The sequence below is a fragment of the Nocardioides sp. AN3 genome, from assembly GCF_054653495.1.
The window spans coordinates 12,791-31,808 of the sequence record NZ_BAAIGC010000043.1; the positions used below are offsets into that span (position 1 = coordinate 12,791).

A 19,018-nucleotide genomic window follows, 5' to 3' on the forward strand; every position below is an offset into this window, starting at 1 on the left:
CGGCGAGTTCAACCTCGGCAACGAGCGTCGCGGTCTCCTCCCCTGTTGCACGTTGGGTCACTTCGCCGTCGCCGGCGATGACCCCGGAGACACCGTTGGTCGAGGCCACCACGACCGTCCGCCCGAGCTCAACTGCCCGAGCCCGAGTGATCTCGAACTGCTGCTCGGGCTGGGTGGTTCCGGTGAAGGTGGCGTTGCTGGTCTGCACCACCGCGATCTGTCCACCGCGAGCGACCTGGCCGGGAAGGACGTCGTCGTAGGCGACGTCGAAGCAGATCGCGTCCGCTACCAGTAGCCCGTACACCGACAGTGGTCCCTCGCCTTGGCCGGGAAGCATGTCACGTGGGATGCGGTCGAATCGCGACGACCAGCCACCGATCACCGACCGCCACGGAATGTGCTCCCCGAAGGGCACCGGATGCGTCTTCGTGTACGCTCCGCTCCCACCGAGCCTGGGTCCGCGGTCGGGTCGCCAGAGCAGTCCGCGGTTGTAGGCCGTCTCAGCGGTCGGGCCATCGAAGATCCCCCCGACCAGCACCGGAACGCCGATGGCGGCCACGGCCTCCTCGATGGCCGCGCGCGCAACGGGGTCGCGGACCGGATCGACGGCGGTAGCGTTCTCCGGCCACACCACCAACACGAGCGACTCCCTCTGCTTGGAGGTGAGGCTGTCGGCGAGCGCGGTGGTCGCCTCGACGTGGTTGCTGGTGACCGCCCGGTGATGACCAGCCAGATCCCGGCCATCGCCGGGCACGCCGCCTTGGACCGCGGCCACTGTGGTCGTCGCGACGGCCGGCACGTGGTAGGGCCAGATCGCCCCCGCGAGAACGGCCGCGCATACGCCCGCCAGCATTCCGGCGGCCGCGGTGCGACGCGGCGATGAAGTGCGGCGCAGGAAGACGCTGCAGGCGTGGGCAAATGTGAAGCCTCCGGTCGCGATGAGAAGCCCGGTGCCGGTGATCCCGGTGTAGGGGAGGAGCGACTGCCACGGGGTGTCGATGGCGGTGAATCCGAGCCGGCCCCACGGCATACCTCCCAGCGGCCAGCCGCTGCGCAACGACTCGACACCGATCCACACCGCACCGGCCCACACCGGCCCGGCCGGGAGCGACGCCACCGCACGCACCCCGACGCTGGCCACGGCGACACTCACCGCCAGGGCACCGGCAAGGCCCAGCCAGGCCGCCCAGCCGATCGAGTCCTCCAGCCACCACAACAGCACGAGCATGAAGGCCAGACCGAAGCACAGCCCCGAGAAGGCCGCGAACCTCAGCGGCGCGCGGGCCACGCTGGCCCACAGCAGCGCCATCGCGACCGGTGCGAGCCAGCCTGCACCCACCGGCTCAAAGCACAGCGCGGCCACCAGACCTCCCCCGGCGGCACCGACCGCGTTGACGAGGCCGCCACGTCGACCGATCGGGCTGCACCCGCCGAGCTCGCCGCTAAGGCTGTATCGGTCTCCAGCAGGCCCGGTGCGGGTCGCGGCGCGAGGAGCCCCGGTCCGACCGGAAGGTGCGGGAGAGTTGGAGGACATGGGACCCTGAGGACGGAACTGGAGCCAGAAGAGCAGCAACGAGACGGGACGAACCAACCGATCTACGATGCAGCATAGTAGGCCGTTGATGAGTGCGGAGGCGCGGAGGTCGGATGAAGCAGATGGGACAACTCGAAGCAGCTGTCATGCATCGACTATGGGACTGGGATCGCCCAGCCTCGGTGCGCGAGGTCGTCGACGATCTCCAGCGGGAGCGCAAGATCGCCTACACCACGGTGATGACCGTGCTCGACAACCTGCACCGCAAGGGGCTCGTACACCGGCAGAAGCAAGGCCGTGCCTATGTTTATACCGCGGTCATGTCCCAGGAGGACCACACCGCGAGCATGCTCGAAGACGTCCTCGCCCAGACCGCCGACCGTGGCGCCGCGCTGCTCAACTTCGTCGAGCAGCTCTCCTCAGAAGAACAGGTCCAAGTTCGCACCGCCCTGGCGAAGTTCAGCAAGCGCGGCAATCAGTCACGTGATCCAGGCGAGAAGGAGTGAGCGTGTGCTTGCCCCCGCCGTCCTCCTCGTCTTCGTCGCATTGGCCGCTGCCCTCGGCCCGCGGCTCCTTCTCGGCGCGGCCTGGGTGCAGCGAGCTCCCGGCTGGGGCATTCTGGCCTGGCAGGCACTGACGATCTCGGTCGTCGCCGCGATCGCGCTCGTCGGCCTCACCCTCGCCGCACCGCTCACACCCCTCGCCGAGTTCATCGCCCGGCTATGCCGCACCACCCCGGCCGAGGTCATCGAGCACTACCAGACCCCAGCGGGCACCTGGGTCGCCTACCTCGCCGCTCTGGCCGCGGCGGGGCTCGCCATCCGGATGCTTTGGCTGACCACCTCGACCGTGGTCAACGCCGCCCGCGGCCGCCACACCCAGCTGACCCTGCTGCGCGTACTCGGCACCGAGCACCCCGACGGGTTCGTGATCGTCAAGCATCCCAAGCCACTGGTCTACTGCCTCCCAGGACTGCGCAAGCGAGTCGTGGTCACCAGCGCCGCCCTCGAGGTGCTGGACCCGCACGAGCTGGAACTCGTGCTCGCCCACGAGCGATCCCACCTACGGTCACGTCACGACCTGGCCCTCGCGCTCGCCGACGTACTGCGCCGCGCGCTAGGCCCTGTGGCGGTCTTCCGAGTGGCACACGAGCAGGTGTCCACCTTGATCGAAATGCAGGCCGACGACGCCGCCCACGACCGCCATGGGCTCGCCCGGGCCCTGGTGACACTCGGCTCCGGCCTTGCCGCAGGGGTGCCCGAGTCCGGACTCGGCGCCGGCAACGTGGCCGCCGTGGCCCGGGTGGAGCGGCTCGCGGCCGCCGCGGGACCGTGGAAGCCGTGGAAGCGCCGCCAAAGCCTCGCGGTCGCCCTGGGTACGGCCATCCTGCTGGCGACGCCGGTCGCGCTGGCGATGTCCCCGATAGTCGAGATGATCATCACCGGCTGCACCACCATCCTCGGTTGAGACCCCAGCCGACTGGTCGCTCCGTCCGTGGCTGGGCGCGCGTCGTTGGCTCTCAGCCGACATTCGGCCAGGGGTTGCGCCGACAGCCGTCCAGCCCGTAGGTCTGTTGCTGCATCACCGGCGCCCGCTCGCCCGGTCCGGGACAGTCGGCGTGGGCGTACCCGATGGCGTGCCCGACCTCGTGATTGACCAGGTACGTGCGGTACATCGGCACCGCATCCTGGTAGTCGTCCGTGCCGAAGGCCCACCGCCGGGCGTTGAGCACGACCAGGTCCCCGTTGCGGCAGGAGACCTCGCCGTTCGTCCTCAGCGGCGCACAGAGCACATCCGTGGTTTCCGGTGTGGCGATCAGCATCCGCAGCTCACCAGCCTCGGCGACCTGGTGGAACGTGCGGCCGGCCACCGTCGCCCAGCCCCGGTCATCGTCCAGGATGCGGTCGATCGTGCGCGCGGTCACCGTCGGGGCGAACGGGAGACCTTCCTCGATCTCCACCGTGTAGGTCAGCTCCCCGGCTCCGGCAGCGTGGTCGGCGCTGTTGCCTGGGGGCGCGGTCACGACGAACTTGCCGGACCCGCCAGCCGGGATCCTCACCCCCGCCTGCCCCATCGCGTCACGTGTCGACCGCGATCCGGCTGGCGCGCGCCCGGTGCGGTCCCGCTCGGCCCTGTCCCTCGCCCGCAACTTCGGTCTCGACGCGGGCGGCCCAGGCGTCGGAGCCGGTTGCGCGGCTGGCTCGTCGAGCATGGGCGGCGCCTCCGGTGGAGGCGTCCTCGCCGCCGTGGACTGCGGCCGTCCGAGCCCGCCACTGACCGCCGCAGTTGTACCACCCAGCACCATCGCCACCAGCGCGGAGACGACGATTCCACGTCGAGCCGACCCGGCACGGCGGTGCCTGCCCGACCGATGCCTCCCGGACCGGCTGCTGTCGACTCGATACCTGTTGGATCGGGCACCGCCGGGCCGGCGACCCGCGGCGGCTCTAGTCCTGCGCATCCGTCTCGGCCAACACGGGCTCGATCAAGGCACGCAGCGTGCTCGCAGTCACCGGCCCCACGACACGGGCCGCGACCCGGCCTTCGGGGTCGACGACCAGCGTGGTCGGCACCGCCGCGGCGGCCAGGGCTCCCTGGAAGGCGAGCATCGCCTCGCTCGAGTCCGAGGAAACGATGCTGTCGTAGGGCACGCCGTGATCGCGCTCGAAAGCACGCGCGGCCGCGTCGTTGTCGCGCACGTTGATGCCAACGAACTGCACCTGGCCGGTGAACTCCTCCGCGACCTCGACCAACTCGGGTGCCTCGGTCACGCAGGGCACGCACCACGAACCCCACACGTTGTAGACCGCGACCTGGCCGGCTAGATCGCCGGAATCGAACCGATCCCCGCTGAGCATCCGTGCCTGGAACGGCTCGCCCTCGATCCGGTCGTCAGGCTCGAACTCCTCGACCACCGACCCGTCGGCGGACCGCGCCCGCGGGTCACCACCGTCTGAACGGCTAGCGACCAGCCACGCCACCAGACCGATCACGGCGAGGACGACCAGGACGGACAGGATCCGCGTCCCCGGGGTCCGAGACGGGGACGGCCTACCAGATGAACCGGGTGCACCGGCCGGACCAAGTGTGCTGGGTCTGCTGACCATTGCCTCGCCTTCCATCCCTTCCTCCCCCTTCTGCCAACCGGGGCCGATCCCGCGGTATTCGATCCGTTCTGCACCCGTATCAGTCGTGGGTGTACTAGATGGGGGGTTGCCAGCCGGCTATCAGGGCCTGCATCGCGGCCATCCACTCCGACCACACCCCGGTCAACTGGAGGACCCCCAAGACGATCAGAAACCCGCCGCCGGCACGCGCGATCGCCCTGACGTGGAGCCGGGCCCACGCCAACCGCCGCATCGCTCCACTGACCGAGAACGCCGCCAGCAGGAAGGGCAGACCCAACCCGAGGCTGTAGGCGAACGCCAGAACCGCGCCACGACCCGCCGTGGCAGAGCTCGTCGCCAACGTGAGCACCGCAGCCAACGCGGGGCCGATGCAGGGAGTCCACCCCACCCCGAACACCACACCCAGCAGTGGCGCGCCGGCCAGCCCGACCCGCGGCCGGTACCGCAGCCGCACCGTTCGCCCCAGGAGCGGAACCCGGGCGCCCGCGAGCGCGAACACCAGCCCGAACAGCACCGTCAGCGCCCCCGAGAACCGGATGATGTCCTCCTGGTGGCGCACCAGCTGGGAACCCAACGCACCGAACAACGCGCCGTAACTGGTGAACACCGCCGCGAACCCGAGCACGAACAACCCCGCACCCGCGATCGTGCGACCGCGTGCCGTCGGCGCATGACCTTGGAGCTCGCGCACGACCGTCGACTCCTGGCCCGACACCCCGGCCACATAGGACAGGTAGCCCGGCAACAGCGGCAGCGAGCAAGGGGAGAAGAAAGACACCACCCCAGCGGCGACGGCGACCACGGCCGCCAACAGGAGGGAGCCGGAGAGAACGGTGTCCTGCAGCCCGTTCACGCGACCACCCCCACCCCGACGACGTTCATGCTGGTCATGTCGCGCTCAGACCAGGGTCGACCAGTAGTACCAGAACCGGTCTGCGATCAGGCCCAGCGCGACCACGACCGCCGTCGTCAGCACCACCAGGTGCCACTGCGCAGCCACCCGCACCACCCGGCTCCCGCCGACCTTCGCGCCGAACATCCCGGTGGTGGCGTTGCGAAGCGTGACGTAGCCGAACAGCGGCAGCATCACCGTCCACACGACCATGCAGTAAGGGCACAAGGCGCCGATTCGGTACAGGCTCTGGAAGATCAGCCATCCCACGAACACCAACCCGAAGGTGACACCGGCCTGCAGCCCCAGCCAGTACCAGCGGGCCAGCCGGGCGCCCGCCAGCAGCGCGGCGCCCGTGGCGGCAACCACCGGGAACGCCGCCACCCCGAGCAACGGATTCGGGAACCCGAACGCCTCGGCCTGCGCTGTCTGCATCACCGACCCGCAGCTGAGCACCGGGTTCAGGCTGCACGAGGGCGTGTAGCTCGGGTCGGTCAATAGCGCGATCTTTTCCACCGCCAGCACGAACGCCGCCGTGAAACCGACGACGCCCCCCACGAGCATCAGCCACGCCAGAGCACGATCCGACACGGGACGAGCCCCGAGCGACCGCCCCCTCGCCGTGTCATCCGTCGGCTGGCCAGTCGTCTGGTTGGTGTCCCGGTCAATCTGTGTCTCGGCGACGACTGCGCTGCGGTCGGTGACTGCCGGGTCGGTGACCGCTGCGTCCGGCATGGTCTTCCCCGATGCTGGTCTCACGCGCCCCTCACTCCCCACTCACTGGTTGAGGGCGTCGTCGATCGCGGTGTTGAAGTCCTCGGCCGAGGTCGGCTCGAACAGCTCGCCGTTGAGGTAAAACGTCGGGGTCCCCTGGACTCCGAGGTCGGTGCCGTCGGCGACGTCGCGCTGAACCCGGTCGGCCACCTCGTCAGAGGCGTAGTCGGCGTCGTACTGGTCCATGTCCAGGCCGATCTCGACGGCGTACTCGCGAAAGAGGTCGTCCAAGGGCTCCTGCTGCTCACCCCAGGAAGATTGGGTCTCGAACATCCGCTGGTACATCTCCTCGAACTTGCCCTGCCTCGCCGCCGACTCCACCGCGCGGGCGGCGCGCTCGGAGTTGAAGTGCCCGGGCAGTGGGAAGTAGCGAGCCACGAACGTCACCTCGCCGGCGTACTCCTCGCGGAGTTGCTCGATGATCGGATAGGCGGCCCCGCAGGCTTCGCACTCGAAGTCCAGGAACTCCACGAGCACCACATCACTAGAGCCCTCCTCACCCATGATGCGGCTGTCCTCGCGCACCAGCCGCGGATCAGCAGCACCACCGGGGGCGTCCGAGCCAGGCTCGGCCGCATCGTCACGACCGGCCCAGAACAGCAGGCCACCGATCGCGATCACGAACGCCCCGGCAATCAGCAGGGCCACTCTCACCTGGGTACTCACGCGCACGTCCTCGACTCGACACCAACTACTATGCTGCATCGTAGTGGATGGGTAGGTGGCCGCGCCGCCTCGGCCTGGTGCACGACACGAGACAACAGTGATGGAACCGGCGATGGAGCGGGCAATGGAGCCAGACAACTCACCCATGATCAGGGCCTGGGACGGCGAAGTCGGGCAACGCTGGGTCACCGAGCAAGCCCGTTACGAGCGCATGCATGCACCCTTCGGCAGCACCCTCCTCGCCGCCGCTCAACTGCGCCCCGGTATGCGCGTCCTCGACGCCGGCTGTGGCATGGGTGATCGCACCATCGACGCCGCCACCACGGTCGGACCACATGGCAAGGTCGTCGGTGTCGACGTCGCCAGCCCTATGCTGCAGGTCGCCCAACACAGGGCCATCGAACTCGGCCTCGACAACGCACGCTTCATCCGCGCCGACGTCCAGACCACCGAGGACCTCGGCTTCGAGGAGTTCGACCTCGCACTCAGCCAGTTCGGCGTGATGTTCTTCGCCGACCCCGACGCTGCTTTCGCCAACCTGTGCACCGCGCTCCACCCGGGCGGTCGGCTGGTGTTCACCTGCTGGCAGGACCTAACCCATCAGCAGCACCTGATGGTCCCTTTGACTGCGGCACTCGAGCACGTGCCGACACCCGAGTTCACCGCCGACAGCTGGTCCTATGCCGCCTTCTCGCTGGCCGACCCCACCCGCACCCAGGCGCTGCTGGCCAAGGCCGGATTCACCGACGTCGAGGTCCAGCCGACCGTGGCGCCGATGTACCAAGGCGCGGACCTGAGCGACGCCCTGCGGTTCCTGCGACAAAGTGAGCTCGGCGACGCTGTGTTCGGCGACGCCGGCCCGGCCGCCACCGCCCAGGGTTGGGAGGCGGTCGCCACCGCCCTTGCCCCGTACGTGCGCGAGGACGGCGTGTTCCTCGACGGCGCCGCTTGGCTGGTCACCGCGACCCGAACCTGACCGAACCCGGCCCTCCCCAAGCACGCTCACCGTCGAACGCGTCCAGTGCGCGCCCCGTTCGAGAGGCACTGTCCTATGCGGCATAGTAGATCCGCGCCGCCGTCTCCCACACTGACGCCGTGGGGCCCGGAGGCGACGTCACGACCGATCCCCCGGCCACCCAGAAGGAGACTCCCCATGCGTAGAGCGCGCCTGATCGCGGTCGCCCTGACCGCTGTGCTTGCTCTCAGCGCCTGCTCCGGCGGCGACGGTGAATCAACCGGGGACGCGCCGGAGGCCACCGCGGCGGCCCCCGACGACTCCGGCAGTACGCCTCCCGAGGAGTCGCCCTCAACCTCGCCCCCCCAGTCGGCGTCACCCGCTGAGGAGGCGCCGGCCGGGCCGAGCATCGAGGTGCGCATCGAGGGCGACAGGGTCTCCCCCAACGCGGAGGAGCTCTCAATCGCCGTCAACGAGACGCTGGTGTGGAACATCACCTCCGACCGCGCCGGCGAGTTGCACGTGCACTCCAAGCCCGAGCAATACGTCGAGTTCGGCGAAGGTGAGACGCGCGCTGAGACGACCGTTGAGACCCCCGGAAGTGTCGAAGTCGAGGACCACGAGACCAGGGCGGTCGTCGCGATCCTGGAAGTTCGTTGACCAACATCTCCGCCCACGGGCTGGGCGGCGCAGATGACCTGCCGATTCCGGCCAATCTCGCGATCGCCGGCGGTACCGCGGCGCTGACGATCTCCTTCGCCGTCTTGCTCCTGGCCTGGCGCAAAGCACGGTTCGACACACCCAGCCACGAGCTGCTGGTCCCGCCTCCGATCGCCCGGGTCCTCGACGGTCCCGCATTGAAGATTGCGCTGCGAGCCCTCGGTCTGCTCTTCCTCGGGTTCATGCTCTGGCCCGCCGTCCTCGGTCCCAACGACCTGACCAACCCCGTCTTCGGCGTGGCCTACGCTTGGCTCTGGGTCGGTCTCGTGCCCGTGTCCCTGCTGTTCGGGTCCGCCTATCGCGCCGTCAACCCCGTCCGCACCCTCCTGGAGCTCCTCGACAAGGCCGTCGGCCGCACTCACGGCGACAGACACAGTGACGGACGGGGTGAGGGCCTCCGGCCCTACCCGCCGTGGCTCGGATACTGGCCCGCCAGCCTCGGGCTCTTCGCGTTCGTCTGGCTTGAACTCGTCTCGCCGGACGGAACCGACCTCGACTTCGTCCGCCTCTGGTTCGCCCTCTACGCCGCTGCCATGCTCGTCGGATGGGCCGTTTTCGGCACCACCTGGGTCTCCCGTGCCGACCCCTTCGAGGTGTACTCCACCCTCGTCGGACACCTCTCACCATGGAGCCGGAACACTGCTGGGAGGCTCGTCCTCGTCAGCCCCTTGCGCAACCTCGCCCGCATCTCCCCCGAAGCCGGGCTGGTCGCCGTGGTCGCTGTACTGCTCGGCAGCACCGCCTACGACAGCTGGAGCAGCTCGGTCACCTGGATCCGGTTTGTCCAGTCCAACAGCATCGACCTCACCCGCCTCGGCACCGGCCTGATGCTGCTGATCATCGTGATCGTCGGCATCACCTTCACCGCAGCTTCCATGGCCACCGGCGTCGGCCCCCAGGGGACCCCGCGCCGTGAGCTGCCCCGACGGCTGGCCCACTCGATCGTGCCGATCATCGTCGGGTACATGATCGCCCACTACCTCACCTTCCTCGTCGAGTACGGCCAGCAGACGCTGATCCTGATCAGCGATCCCGGCGGCACCGGGGCGAACCTGTTCGGCACCGCAGACCTGGAGATCAACTACTGGCTCTCCCAGCACCCCTCGGTCGTGGCCAGCATCAAGGTCCTCGCCATCGTCACTGGCCACGTCCTTGGCGTCATCGCCGCACACGACCGGTCCCTCACCCTGCTCGCACGCCGCCACCTCATCATTGGTCAGCTCGCGCTGCTTTTCGCGATGGTCGGCTACACCTTCATGGGCCTCTATCTGCTCTTCGGCGCATGACAGACCTATGACAGACCCACAGATCAGGCCAACACGGACCCGGGCCGAGCCGCCTGGCCATTCAAGCGGGGTGCGCACGGTGTGCCTTGGCCGATGGTGGGCGGTGGTCAGGCTCATACCGCTGGCGGCCGCCTGGGCGCTCGTGCTCACCTCGCCGGCCGCGGCCGTCAATGCCTTCGACCCCAGCACGGCCGTCGATCGACACCAAGCCGTCGCCCAGAGCACTGACGCCGAAACGCCTACCCCGGGGGGCGCATCCCCAAGGGGCCCCTCCCCCACCGAGCCCGATGACGCGGTCCCACCCTCACGAGACGAGCCGCGAGAGGGTGGAGACTCGGGAGGGTCGGCGACCTCGACGGTCGTCATCGGGCTCCTCACCGCATTCTTGACGCTCGGATTCGTCGGGTGGCTGTCGCGAGCGCGCCGCAGGGCCTCCCCCGGAGAGTGACCCGGGCACCGATGACACGTCGACCGGGGCCGCAGCCGCGGGACTCGGGCGTCGTCCTCGTCGCCGGCTTTGCCGTCGCCGTCCTCCACCCAACCGGCGAGGTTTGCGCGGTCCCCGAGACCGGGTTGCCCCGACCCGGGCTCCAAGGAGGAGGATCCTCAGTCGCCGCCGAGGTGGCCGCGCCTGGCCACATACCGCTCGAACGGCCACGTGAAGGCCGGAGGAATGCTCACCAGCAGGCCAGCCAGGAGCGCGAAGCCAACTGCCGCTCATCGCTGACCCCGTCCCCAACGCCCGCGGGTGAGTGATCGGCAGCCACAAGGGCGATCTGTCGGCCTCTTAGCTCAAGCCTTGAAGCCGTCTCGAGGCGCTTCTGTGGTGCTCCAGCGCTTCACTCAGAGCGGGGAGGGTCAACTGACCCTCTGCGACGAGCGGCCGTCCTTGGACCATGGTGAGCCAGGCCTTCGCCGGGCCGCACCGCAACAGGGCCTCCAGGGCGTCGGTGTGGGCCCCAGCCATCGAAACCTCGTCCATGTCCCAAGCGACGAGATCGGCTAGGGCGCCCACCTTGAGATGGCCGATTTCGTCGTCCCAACCAAGGCACTGAGCTGAACCGCGTGTTGCTACATCGAGCACGTCGCGTGCAGTCATCGTCTCGGGGCCGTCACGGAAGCGTCCTACCAGGAGAGCCGTGCGCGCCTCTTGCCACATGGACGCGTGATCAGTCGATGCTGAGCCATCACAACCCAGGCCAACCGCCATTCCAAGTGAGCGCAGAAATTGCACTCGTGCCGTCCCGCCCGCGACCAGCATGTTGGAACTCGGGCAGTGGGAAACCCCTACTCCAAGGCCAGCTAGCAATTCCGCCTCGGATTCTGTCGGGTATCCGAAGTGGGCTACCCAAGTCCGGTTGGTAGCCAAGCCCTGGCGCACGAAGTACTCGACTGGCGTGGACCCGAAGGTCTCCTGACAGTACTCGATCTCGTCTCGCTCCTCAGCCAGGTGGGTGTGGATCCGGACGTCGTAGCGATCAGACATTTCTACCGTTGCACGGTTGAGCGCCGAATCGTTGGTGAAGAGGGCGGTGGGCGAGAGTCCCACTCGAGTGAGTGCCCCTGGAGAGGCATCGTGATACTTCTCAATGACTTGCCGATAGTCCTCGACAATTACCTCGGTTGGCTGTGCTACGCGATCCGAGGCCAGAGCCCCGTCCTTTCGCGACAAGTTCATAGCACCGCGGGTGGGATAGAAGCGGAAGCCAATTTCGTTTGCCGCCCGAATCTCTGCGTCGATGAATCCTGGCTTCGGGTGGACATAGAGGTTGTCGGTTGACGTGGTACAGCCGCCGAGTAGCAACTCGGCGATACCCACATAGGTCGAGACATAGATGTCGTCGGCGTCCAACTGAGCCCACATGTCGCTCAGCAATGACACCCATTCAAACAGCGGGCTGTTCACGACGGGGGCGTAGCTACGGCCCAAGTTCTGAAAGATGTGATGGTGCGTATTGACGAAACCAGGTGTCACCGGACGGTTGCCGACATCAATGATCTTGCCGGCGGTCGGCTCCTGATCCCGCGCGCCCCCAAGCTTTGCGACCCGGCCTTCCTTGATGCCTATCCACCCACCACCTGCGATCTCGTACCCGTCAGCGACATACACGGTGGAGGCAGTACGGACCAGAACCTCGACCGAGCCCTCAGGACTCGGTGCGCCTTGCGCGGTCTGCTCATGCATGGCAGATCATCCTCATGTGACGTAACGATTCTTCGTGGAGTGCGAGCAAAATCGGCGACAGCGGATCACAACCGGATGCTTGACCTGCTGACCCGAGGCGCGGGTGAACATCGAGCCAGAGCTTCGGGTGCGACCACTGTCATGAATCATTGTTTCACCAAAGTAGACCAGAAGTTTGTCGGCATGTCCAGGGCTGCCGCGTGCCAACGTCACGATGGCCCGTTCTTCAGCCTGCCGCACTGTGATGTCCAGCCCCGCGTGCCGTGGCGGTCGCGCTGGCCGCGGCGGGCGAGCCCGTCGAGCCGGTTCGACTCAGAATTCCGTGAAGATGCGACGGGGCGAATGGCCCGTCGTGGGTGAGATGCACACCCCACGGCCGCAGGGCGTCGGCGATCGCGTTGGTCACAGCAGCTGGGGACCCCACTGCCCCGCCCTCACCGGCGCCTTTCATCCCGAACGGGTTCAGGGGCGTCGGCGACTCCATGTGGTCGGTGGTGATGTGGGGGACGTCAAAGGCCGTGGGGATGAGGTAGTCCATGAAGGTGGTGCACAGCGGTTGCCCCCTGTCGTCGTAGGCGAACTCTTCGAGGAGCGATCCGCCGAGTCCTTGCGCGACCCCGCCGTGGACTTGGCCTTCGACGATCATCGGGTTGATGAGGGTGCCGCAATCGTGAACCACCACGTACCGAAGGATTTGGAGCTCACACGTGATCGGATCGATTTCGACTATCGCCGCGTGTGTGGCATTGGCGAAGCTGATTCCTGGGACCTGGTGATGGTGGAGCGCCTCGAGGTTGAAGGCATCCTCGCCTGGAATCCTGTCGTACCAGGCGCGAGCAAGGTGGGCGAGTTCGGCAAGAGACCGGCGTTGATCGGGCGCACCTTTCACCTGCGCTCCGCCCCTCGACCATTCGAGGTCCTCGATGGCGATCTCGAGAGCGTTTGATGCGATTCGCATCGCCTTTTCCCGGACGCGCCTGGCCGCCATGCGGACGGCTGCTCCGCCGATCGCGCCGCTACGGCTTCCGTAGCTACCGATGCCCTCCGGGACGATATCTGTGTCTCCCGCGAGCACCGTCACGTCTTCGAGCGGGATGTCGAACTCTTCAGCGGCAAGTTGCGAGAAGGCCGTCGCGTGACCTTGTCCACTCGAGGTGGCGCCGGTGCGAACCACGATCTTTCCTTGTGGGTCCACTTTGAGGTCTGCGGCTTCGTACGGACCGATAGCTGTTTCCTCGACGTAGCAGGCCATTCCTAGTCCGAGATGGCGGCCCTCAGATCGTGCGTGCGCCTGCTTCTCCGCGAACCCGGCGTAGCCGACTAGGTCAAGAGCCATGTCCATGCACTTTGAGTAGTCACCGGTGTCGTACTCGACCTTTCCGGCAAGGACGATCGCTGTGCCGCGATCGGATGGAAGCTCATCGGGCGTCAGCATGTTTGTCCGGCGGAATTCCGCACGATCGAGTCCTCGATCATCCGCAATGATGTCCATCAAGCGCTCCATCACGAACACCGCTTGGGGTTGGCCGGCACCGCGGTAGACCCCCAGTGGCGTCTTGTTGGTGACAACCGAATGTGATCGGGCGCGGTAGTTGGGGATGCGGTATGGCCCGCGCAGCATTGCGGAGGTGATTGATGCCACGGACGTCCCTGTGGTCTGCATCGCTGACCCATTGTTTGTCCACGACTCAATGTCGATACCGGTGACGACGGAATCGCGGTCGACGGCGACGCTGACCTTGTGGACCTGTTCGCGGGCGTGAGTAGCTGTGAGCAGGTGCTCGCGTCGGTCCTCGATCCACTTGATCGGTCGACCTAGTCTCATGGCGAGGATGGGCGCGAGAGCCTCCTCCGGATAGAAGCCGAGCTTTGCGCCGAAACCACCGCCGACGTCGGGTGCGATCACCCTGATGCGGCTTTCGGGAAGGTTGAGCACGCCGGTGAGGAACTTCCGGACCCGGTGAGGGTTCTGGGTTGACGTCCAGACGGTGACGCGTCCTGTTACTGGGTCCTCTTCGGCTACGACGCCGCGAGTTTCCAAGGGGACGGCGCCGTGTCGGTGGATCTTGAACGTCTCGGTATAGACCTTGTCGGCGGATGCGAGGGCAGCTTCGATGTCGCCAACGTCCTGGTTGAGTGTGCTGACCTTGTTGGTGCCAAAGTCCGGAAAGAGCAATGCACTGCCGTCTTCGCATGCGGCGACGGGGTCCAAGACGACCGGAAGCTCTTCGTATTCGACGATGAAGGATTCGAGGGCGTCTTCGGCCGCATAGGCGTCCTGAGCAACGACAACGGCGACGGGCTCACCCACGTAACGGACGACGCCGTTGGCCAGGACGGTCTGGAGAGCCGGCTTGCTGTCGGGCTGCAAGTCGCTGCATGGCAGGAGACCGACCTGGCCGTCGATGTCGGCATAGGTCAGAACTGCTGCGACACCGGGAAGCGCCAGCACCTCGCTGGCGTCGATCTCGATGATCCTGGCGTGCGCTGACGTAGACCGAAGCACGGCCATGCTGAGCATGGCGTCACGATTCACATCTGCCACATAGTGACCGCGGCCCCTGAGAAGACGACGGTCTTCCCGCCGCTTGATCGGACGACCCACCAGCCCGCGGGTCGGTGCCATCTCGTTGTTCATCCAGATAGGATGACATGATCCTAAGTTGGGCGCATCGGTACCACCCTTAGACGAGGTCACTCATGAAATTCGGAATCATCAGCGTCTTTCCACCCGCTGCACGCGCAGTCGAACTCCTTCAACTGGCTGAGAGGTTGGACTTCGACGACTTCTGGGTCGCTGACTCCCACGTCATCTGGAACGAGGTCTCCGCACTCATGGGCTACCTCGCCGGGCAAAGCACGTCGACGACCATGCGCTTCGGAATGATGGTCGGCAATCCCGTGAGCCGGGATCCACTTGTCGTGGCGAGCGCGATGGCGACCCTCCGTCAGATCCTTGGCGAGGGTCGAGTGTTGTGCGGGATGGGCCGTGGGGACAGTGTCGTCCGGGTCGTCGGCAGGAAGCCGTCGACCATCTCAGAACTCGAGTCCGCGATGAAACTAATCCGAACCACCACCAGCGGCGATACCGCAACCGTCGACGACGGCACCGACGTGCACATGCCCTGGGTCAGCGGCAAGGCGATTCCCGTCATTGCAGCCGCCTACGGCCCTCGCATGCTCGCCGCCGCGGGGCGCAGCGCCGATGGCGTCATCATCGAGTGCGCTGACCCTTCTTACATCTCATGGGCCATGGACCACGTCCGCGCCGGCGCTGCCGAGGTTGGGCGAGACCTGACCGACTTCGAGGTCGTTGCAGCCAACGCCACGTGTGTCTCGGAGAACCTCGATCAAGCCCGCGAAACGGTCAGGCCCTTCGGTGCAGTGATCGGCAACATGGTCGCCGAGATCATGCGGAACGTCGGCGCCAACAACTTGCCCCCGGACTTCGAGGCGCTCAACAACAGCCGAACCGAGTACGACTACTACAAACACGTACACAGCGACACTGCGCAAGCCGACTACGTGCCAGACGAGATGATCGATCGCCTCACGATCATTGGGACCGCAGAACGATGCGCCGAGCGAGTCCGCGAGCTCGAGGCCGTGGGCGTGACCCGCATCTGCTTCTACTCTCAGACCAGCAGCTACGAGGCCGACATGATGCAGTACTCCGAACACGTCCTTCCTCTGTTTCGGGACAGCGCGGGCGTCGCCCAGGTGACTGCTGCCGGCGCAAGGTGAACATTCGACCGCCCTGTCGAGATCTGCCGGGGCTGTGGGCCCTCAGATCGCGGTCAGGTGCGACCCCTTGAGGTGAAGCATTGCCCGCGCCTCGGCCGGAGTCGCGAGCCGCAGCCCTAGGTTCTCGATCATCATCCGTGCCTTGAGAACCTGAGCGGCGTTGCTCTGAGCAAGCTCGCCGTGGCCGATCCAAAGGGAGTCCTCAAGTCCCACACGAACATGTCCTCCATTTGACGCCGAGGCGAGAGCTATACGCATCTGCGCCGCTCCCGCTCCGAGCACTGACCATTCGTAGTCGCTGCCAAAGAGTCTGTCGGCTGTGCGCCTCATGTGAAGGACATCTTCTGCGTGCGCCCCAATCCCGCCGAGGATGCCGAAGACCGTCTGGATGAAGAGAGGTGGCTTGACCAGACCGCGCTCTAGGAAGTGCTTGAGCGTGTAGAGGTGAGCGGTGTCATAACACTCGAATTCGAATCGAGTGTCACCGCCACTACAGGTCTCCAGGATGAACTCAATGTCCTCAAAGGAGTTGCGGAAGACCAGACCGCGAGTGCTCTTGAGGTGCTCGCGTTCCCACGCGAACTCGAAGTCGGTGTAGCGATCCAGCAAGGGAAACAGTCCGAAGTTGAACGATCCCATGTTGAGCGAGGCGATCTCGGGCTTGAACACGGCCGCAGGCTTCACCCGCTCTTTGACGTCCATGTGGGGGCTGCCGCCGCTCGTCAGATTGATGATCGCGTCGGTGCCCTGTTGGATAGCAGGCAAGAACTTCGCGAAAGCCTCGGGAGTCTGGTCCGGCTTGCCGTTGTCGGGGTTGCGCGCATGCAAGTGCAGAACTGCTGCGCCGGCTTCGGCCGCGGCCAGTGATTGCTCGATGATCTGTTCAGGTGTAACCGGAAGGTGCGGCGACATTGAGGGCGTGTGAATCGCGCCGGTAACGGCGCACGTCAGAATCACCGGTTTCACGGTCGACATGACTCCTCCAACTTTCTACGAGGGCAGCGTCTTGCCACGACGGTCCCGGGTTGTGTTGACCAGCGGTTAGCGGCAATGGACATGCGACACCAAGACGTCGCCGTAAGACGGGTTGCACCTGCCCGCGGCGGTGCCGAAGGGCTCATGCAAATGTCCCTAGTGCCGTCACGTGACCTGGCTCGAGCTCGTCGAGGGAACTGACCCCCAGCAGCCGCATGGTCCGCTCGACCTGCCCCCTGAGGATCGTGATCGCGCGATCGACGCCGGGTCGGCCGCCTGCCATCAACCCATAGAGATACGCGCGGCCGATCAACGTGAAGTCTGCGCCATGCGCGAGTGCCGCCACGATGTCCTGTCCCGACATGATCCCGGTGTCCAGATGCACCTCGACCTTGGGGGCTAGACCATCCGTCTCCCGAGCCCTGAGGGTCCGCACGATCTGTGGGAGCAGGTGAAGCGGCACTGGGGCACGGTCCAACTGCCGACCACCGTGGTTGCTCAGGATGATTGCATCGACCCCGGCATCGGCCAGTCGTTCGGCATCGGACACGGTCTGTACACCCTTGACCGCAACCTTTCCCGGCCATCGATCCCCAGTAGGGCCTTGTACTACATCGCCGGCGACATGGCCGATCTCAAGAGCTGTGTCGATGTCTGGTCGTCCACCAACGCCGCCACCGTGCGTGCCGCAATCAACGCCGCAGAAGGAGTCACGTTGTGAGTATTTCCCCATCTCGTCAGACACGCTCTCTCGCCGCCGAGAGGTCCGAAGGCGGGCTCAGTGAGTTTGATTCTCGCCAATTCCGCGACGCTCTTGGGCACTTCGCCTCAGGAATCACCACCATCACAAGCACGAAGGACGGCGAGCCCATCGGTTTGACCTGCCAGTCCTTCTTCAGCGTCTCCCTCGAACCGGCCCTGGTGTCGTTCTCGGTCGGCGTCTCGTCGAGCACGTATCCGGCCATTCGGGAAGCTGGTCGGTTCTGCGTGAACCTGCTCTCCCGCGACCAAGTTCACATTTCCAACCAGTTTGGAAGCCGCAGCGACGACAAATGGCGAGGAATCGGCTGGCAACCCTCCAACGCCGGAAACCCGATCCTCGACAATTGCCTCGCCTGGGTCGACTGCGAACTGACCTCGGAGTACCCGGCTGGGGACCACCTCATCGTCGTGGGTCAGGTGCTCGAAATCTCTCACGCGCCCAACCGGGAGCAGTCGCCGCTGCTGTTCTTCAAGGGCCGCTACCACGCGCTCGCCGACGCGATCGCCTGACTCAATCGAACACACGAGCTGGAGAAGTCGAATGACCAACGGAACGAGCAACAAGAAGTTGCGCCCTAGCCCCGGCTACAGCAAGTCTCGTCAGGCCGAACGCACCCTGTACCTGTCCGGTGACATCGGCCTCGACTATGCGACCGGGGTCCTTCCTGAAGGCGGCATCGAAGCCGAGATCCACCAGCTCATGGGAAACCTCAGCGCGACCGCGCAATCCGCGGGCTTCACACTCAACGATTTCGTAGCCACGACCGTCTACGTCACGTCTTGGGACTTTTATCCGACGTTTGACGACATCTACAAGACGTACTTCCAAGAGCCGTACCCCGCCCGGGCCACCGTTCAGGTGGCTGGCCTCGTCGCGGGCGCCTCGATCGAGATCTCGGCTGTCGCGTCGAAGGCATAACTCCAACTCATCATCTCCTCCCTGTCCTGCCAACCTGAAGTAAAGAGAGCAGCAATTGACGACCGAGCCAGTCGAGGTGGGCGTGTTCATGCCCATCGCGAACAACGGATGGATCATCTCGAAGAACGCCCCGCAGTACATGCCGACCTGGGACCTCAACCGAAAGATCGGCATGTATGCCGAGTCGATCGGCCTCGACTACCTGTTCTCGATGATCAAGTGGCGAGGATTCGGCGGCGCCACGCACCACTGGGACTACTCCCTCGAATCCGTTTCGCTGATGAGCGCGCTCGCCGCAGTCACCGAGCGGATCGGCATCATCGCCTCGCTCCAGCCGCTCGCCTTCAACCCTGCCGTCGCCGCGAAGATGGCTGCCACTGTCGACGAGATCAGCGGCGGCCGCTTCGGGATCAATCTGGTCACCGGACAGTACTTCGACGAGTACGCACAGATGGGCATCCTCCCGGAGGGATATGCA

General features: G+C 66.1%; 19 protein-coding genes and 1 pseudogene. 10 read left to right on the plus strand and 10 right to left on the minus strand.

Annotation, left to right across the window (positions count from 1 at the left end; all coding sequences use genetic code 11):
- Positions 1–10: 10 nt before the first annotated feature.
- Positions 11–1,534: pseudogene (lnt, locus tag ACYQ1K_RS25900) on the minus strand (apolipoprotein N-acyltransferase); the annotation flags it as partial.
- Positions 1,535–1,656: 122 nt separating this feature from the next.
- Between lnt and ACYQ1K_RS25905 the strand changes: the two are divergent.
- The gene (locus tag ACYQ1K_RS25905; RefSeq protein ID WP_459986464.1) at positions 1,657–2,040 is read left to right on the plus strand and encodes a BlaI/MecI/CopY family transcriptional regulator; all 384 of its coding nucleotides are present in this window, start codon (positions 1,657–1,659) and stop codon (positions 2,038–2,040) included.
- 4 nt (positions 2,041–2,044) lie between these two features.
- Positions 2,045–3,001, plus strand: coding sequence for a M56 family metallopeptidase (locus tag ACYQ1K_RS25910; protein WP_109691808.1), 957 nt, complete (start codon positions 2,045–2,047; stop codon positions 2,999–3,001).
- Between the two features lie 52 nt (positions 3,002–3,053).
- Here the strand turns inward: ACYQ1K_RS25910 and ACYQ1K_RS25915 are convergent, their stop codons facing one another.
- The 5 genes from ACYQ1K_RS25915 to ACYQ1K_RS25935 form a co-directional block, all read right to left on the minus strand.
- A complete protein-coding gene (locus ACYQ1K_RS25915) occupies positions 3,054–3,593 on the minus strand; it encodes a DUF3152 domain-containing protein (RefSeq protein ID WP_245927120.1) in 540 nt (179 codons plus the stop codon).
- Between the two features lie 388 nt (positions 3,594–3,981).
- Entirely contained in the window at positions 3,982–4,527 is a 546-nt protein-coding gene (locus ACYQ1K_RS25920; protein ID WP_459986448.1) for a TlpA family protein disulfide reductase, read from the minus strand.
- 208 nt (positions 4,528–4,735) lie between these two features.
- The gene (locus ACYQ1K_RS25925; protein WP_211318605.1) at positions 4,736–5,515 is read right to left on the minus strand and encodes a cytochrome c biogenesis CcdA family protein; all 780 of its coding nucleotides are present in this window, start codon (positions 5,513–5,515) and stop codon (positions 4,736–4,738) included.
- A 45-nt stretch (positions 5,516–5,560) separates the two neighbouring features.
- Complete coding sequence (locus tag ACYQ1K_RS25930; protein ID WP_109691810.1) at positions 5,561–6,289, minus strand: vitamin K epoxide reductase family protein; 729 nt, start codon at positions 6,287–6,289, stop codon at positions 5,561–5,563.
- 42 nt (positions 6,290–6,331) lie between these two features.
- Entirely contained in the window at positions 6,332–6,994 is a 663-nt protein-coding gene (locus ACYQ1K_RS25935) for a DsbA family protein (RefSeq protein WP_245927121.1), read from the minus strand.
- Positions 6,995–7,118: 124 nt separating this feature from the next.
- Here ACYQ1K_RS25935 and ACYQ1K_RS25940 point away from each other — a divergent pair, with 124 nt between their 5' ends.
- The 3 genes from ACYQ1K_RS25940 (at position 7,119) to ACYQ1K_RS25950 (ending at position 9,955) form a co-directional block, all read left to right on the plus strand.
- On the plus strand, positions 7,119–7,970 hold the full coding sequence (locus ACYQ1K_RS25940; RefSeq protein WP_459986451.1) for a class I SAM-dependent methyltransferase: 852 nt from the start codon (positions 7,119–7,121) through the stop codon (positions 7,968–7,970).
- Between the two features lie 177 nt (positions 7,971–8,147).
- The gene (locus ACYQ1K_RS25945) at positions 8,148–8,609 is read left to right on the plus strand and encodes a hypothetical protein (protein ID WP_459986453.1); all 462 of its coding nucleotides are present in this window, start codon (positions 8,148–8,150) and stop codon (positions 8,607–8,609) included.
- Positions 8,606–9,955 carry a hypothetical protein gene (locus ACYQ1K_RS25950; RefSeq protein ID WP_459986454.1) on the plus strand — a complete coding sequence of 450 codons (1,350 nt, stop codon included), beginning with the start codon at positions 8,606–8,608 and terminating at the stop codon, positions 9,953–9,955. Before ACYQ1K_RS25945 ends, ACYQ1K_RS25950 begins: the two co-directional genes overlap by 4 nt.
- A gap of 787 nt (positions 9,956–10,742) precedes the next feature.
- Here ACYQ1K_RS25950 and ACYQ1K_RS25955 read toward each other — a convergent pair.
- Together ACYQ1K_RS25955 and ACYQ1K_RS25960 are read right to left on the minus strand one after the other, a co-directional pair.
- Complete coding sequence (locus ACYQ1K_RS25955; protein ID WP_459986455.1) at positions 10,743–12,140, minus strand: amidohydrolase family protein; 1,398 nt, start codon at positions 12,138–12,140, stop codon at positions 10,743–10,745.
- Positions 12,141–12,366: 226 nt separating this feature from the next.
- A complete protein-coding gene (locus ACYQ1K_RS25960; RefSeq protein ID WP_459986456.1) occupies positions 12,367–14,778 on the minus strand; it encodes a xanthine dehydrogenase family protein molybdopterin-binding subunit in 2,412 nt (803 codons plus the stop codon).
- A 62-nt stretch (positions 14,779–14,840) separates the two neighbouring features.
- Between ACYQ1K_RS25960 and ACYQ1K_RS25965 the strand changes: the two genes are divergently transcribed.
- Positions 14,841–15,884, plus strand: coding sequence for an LLM class flavin-dependent oxidoreductase (locus tag ACYQ1K_RS25965; protein WP_459986457.1), 1,044 nt, complete (start codon positions 14,841–14,843; stop codon positions 15,882–15,884).
- 42 nt (positions 15,885–15,926) lie between these two features.
- On the opposite strand, the gene kce is transcribed toward ACYQ1K_RS25965, so the two are convergent.
- Both kce and ACYQ1K_RS25975 read right to left on the minus strand, forming a co-directional pair.
- Positions 15,927–16,859, minus strand: coding sequence for a 3,5-dioxohexanoate:acetyl-CoA acetone transferase (gene kce, locus ACYQ1K_RS25970; RefSeq protein WP_459986458.1), 933 nt, complete (start codon positions 16,857–16,859; stop codon positions 15,927–15,929).
- Positions 16,860–17,001: 142 nt separating this feature from the next.
- Positions 17,002–17,409 (minus strand): alpha-hydroxy acid oxidase, encoded by a 408-nt coding sequence (locus ACYQ1K_RS25975; RefSeq protein WP_459986459.1) that lies wholly within the window; start codon positions 17,407–17,409, stop codon positions 17,002–17,004.
- Between ACYQ1K_RS25975 and ACYQ1K_RS25980 the strand changes: the two genes are divergently transcribed.
- The 4 genes from ACYQ1K_RS25980 to ACYQ1K_RS25995 form a co-directional block, all read left to right on the plus strand.
- Complete coding sequence (locus ACYQ1K_RS25980) at positions 17,311–17,580, plus strand: hypothetical protein (RefSeq protein WP_459986466.1); 270 nt, start codon at positions 17,311–17,313, stop codon at positions 17,578–17,580. The two genes, ACYQ1K_RS25975 and ACYQ1K_RS25980, sit on opposite strands and share 99 nt — an antisense overlap.
- Positions 17,577–18,131 (plus strand): flavin reductase family protein, encoded by a 555-nt coding sequence (locus tag ACYQ1K_RS25985; protein ID WP_459986460.1) that lies wholly within the window; start codon positions 17,577–17,579, stop codon positions 18,129–18,131. The genes ACYQ1K_RS25980 and ACYQ1K_RS25985 overlap by 4 nt, the downstream gene beginning before the upstream one ends.
- A 31-nt stretch (positions 18,132–18,162) precedes the next feature.
- Positions 18,163–18,540, plus strand: coding sequence for a Rid family hydrolase (locus tag ACYQ1K_RS25990; RefSeq protein WP_459986461.1), 378 nt, complete (start codon positions 18,163–18,165; stop codon positions 18,538–18,540).
- Between the two features lie 55 nt (positions 18,541–18,595).
- Positions 18,596–19,018: LLM class flavin-dependent oxidoreductase (locus ACYQ1K_RS25995; RefSeq protein ID WP_459986462.1), on the plus strand; the 423-nt coding region annotated here is incomplete at its 3' end.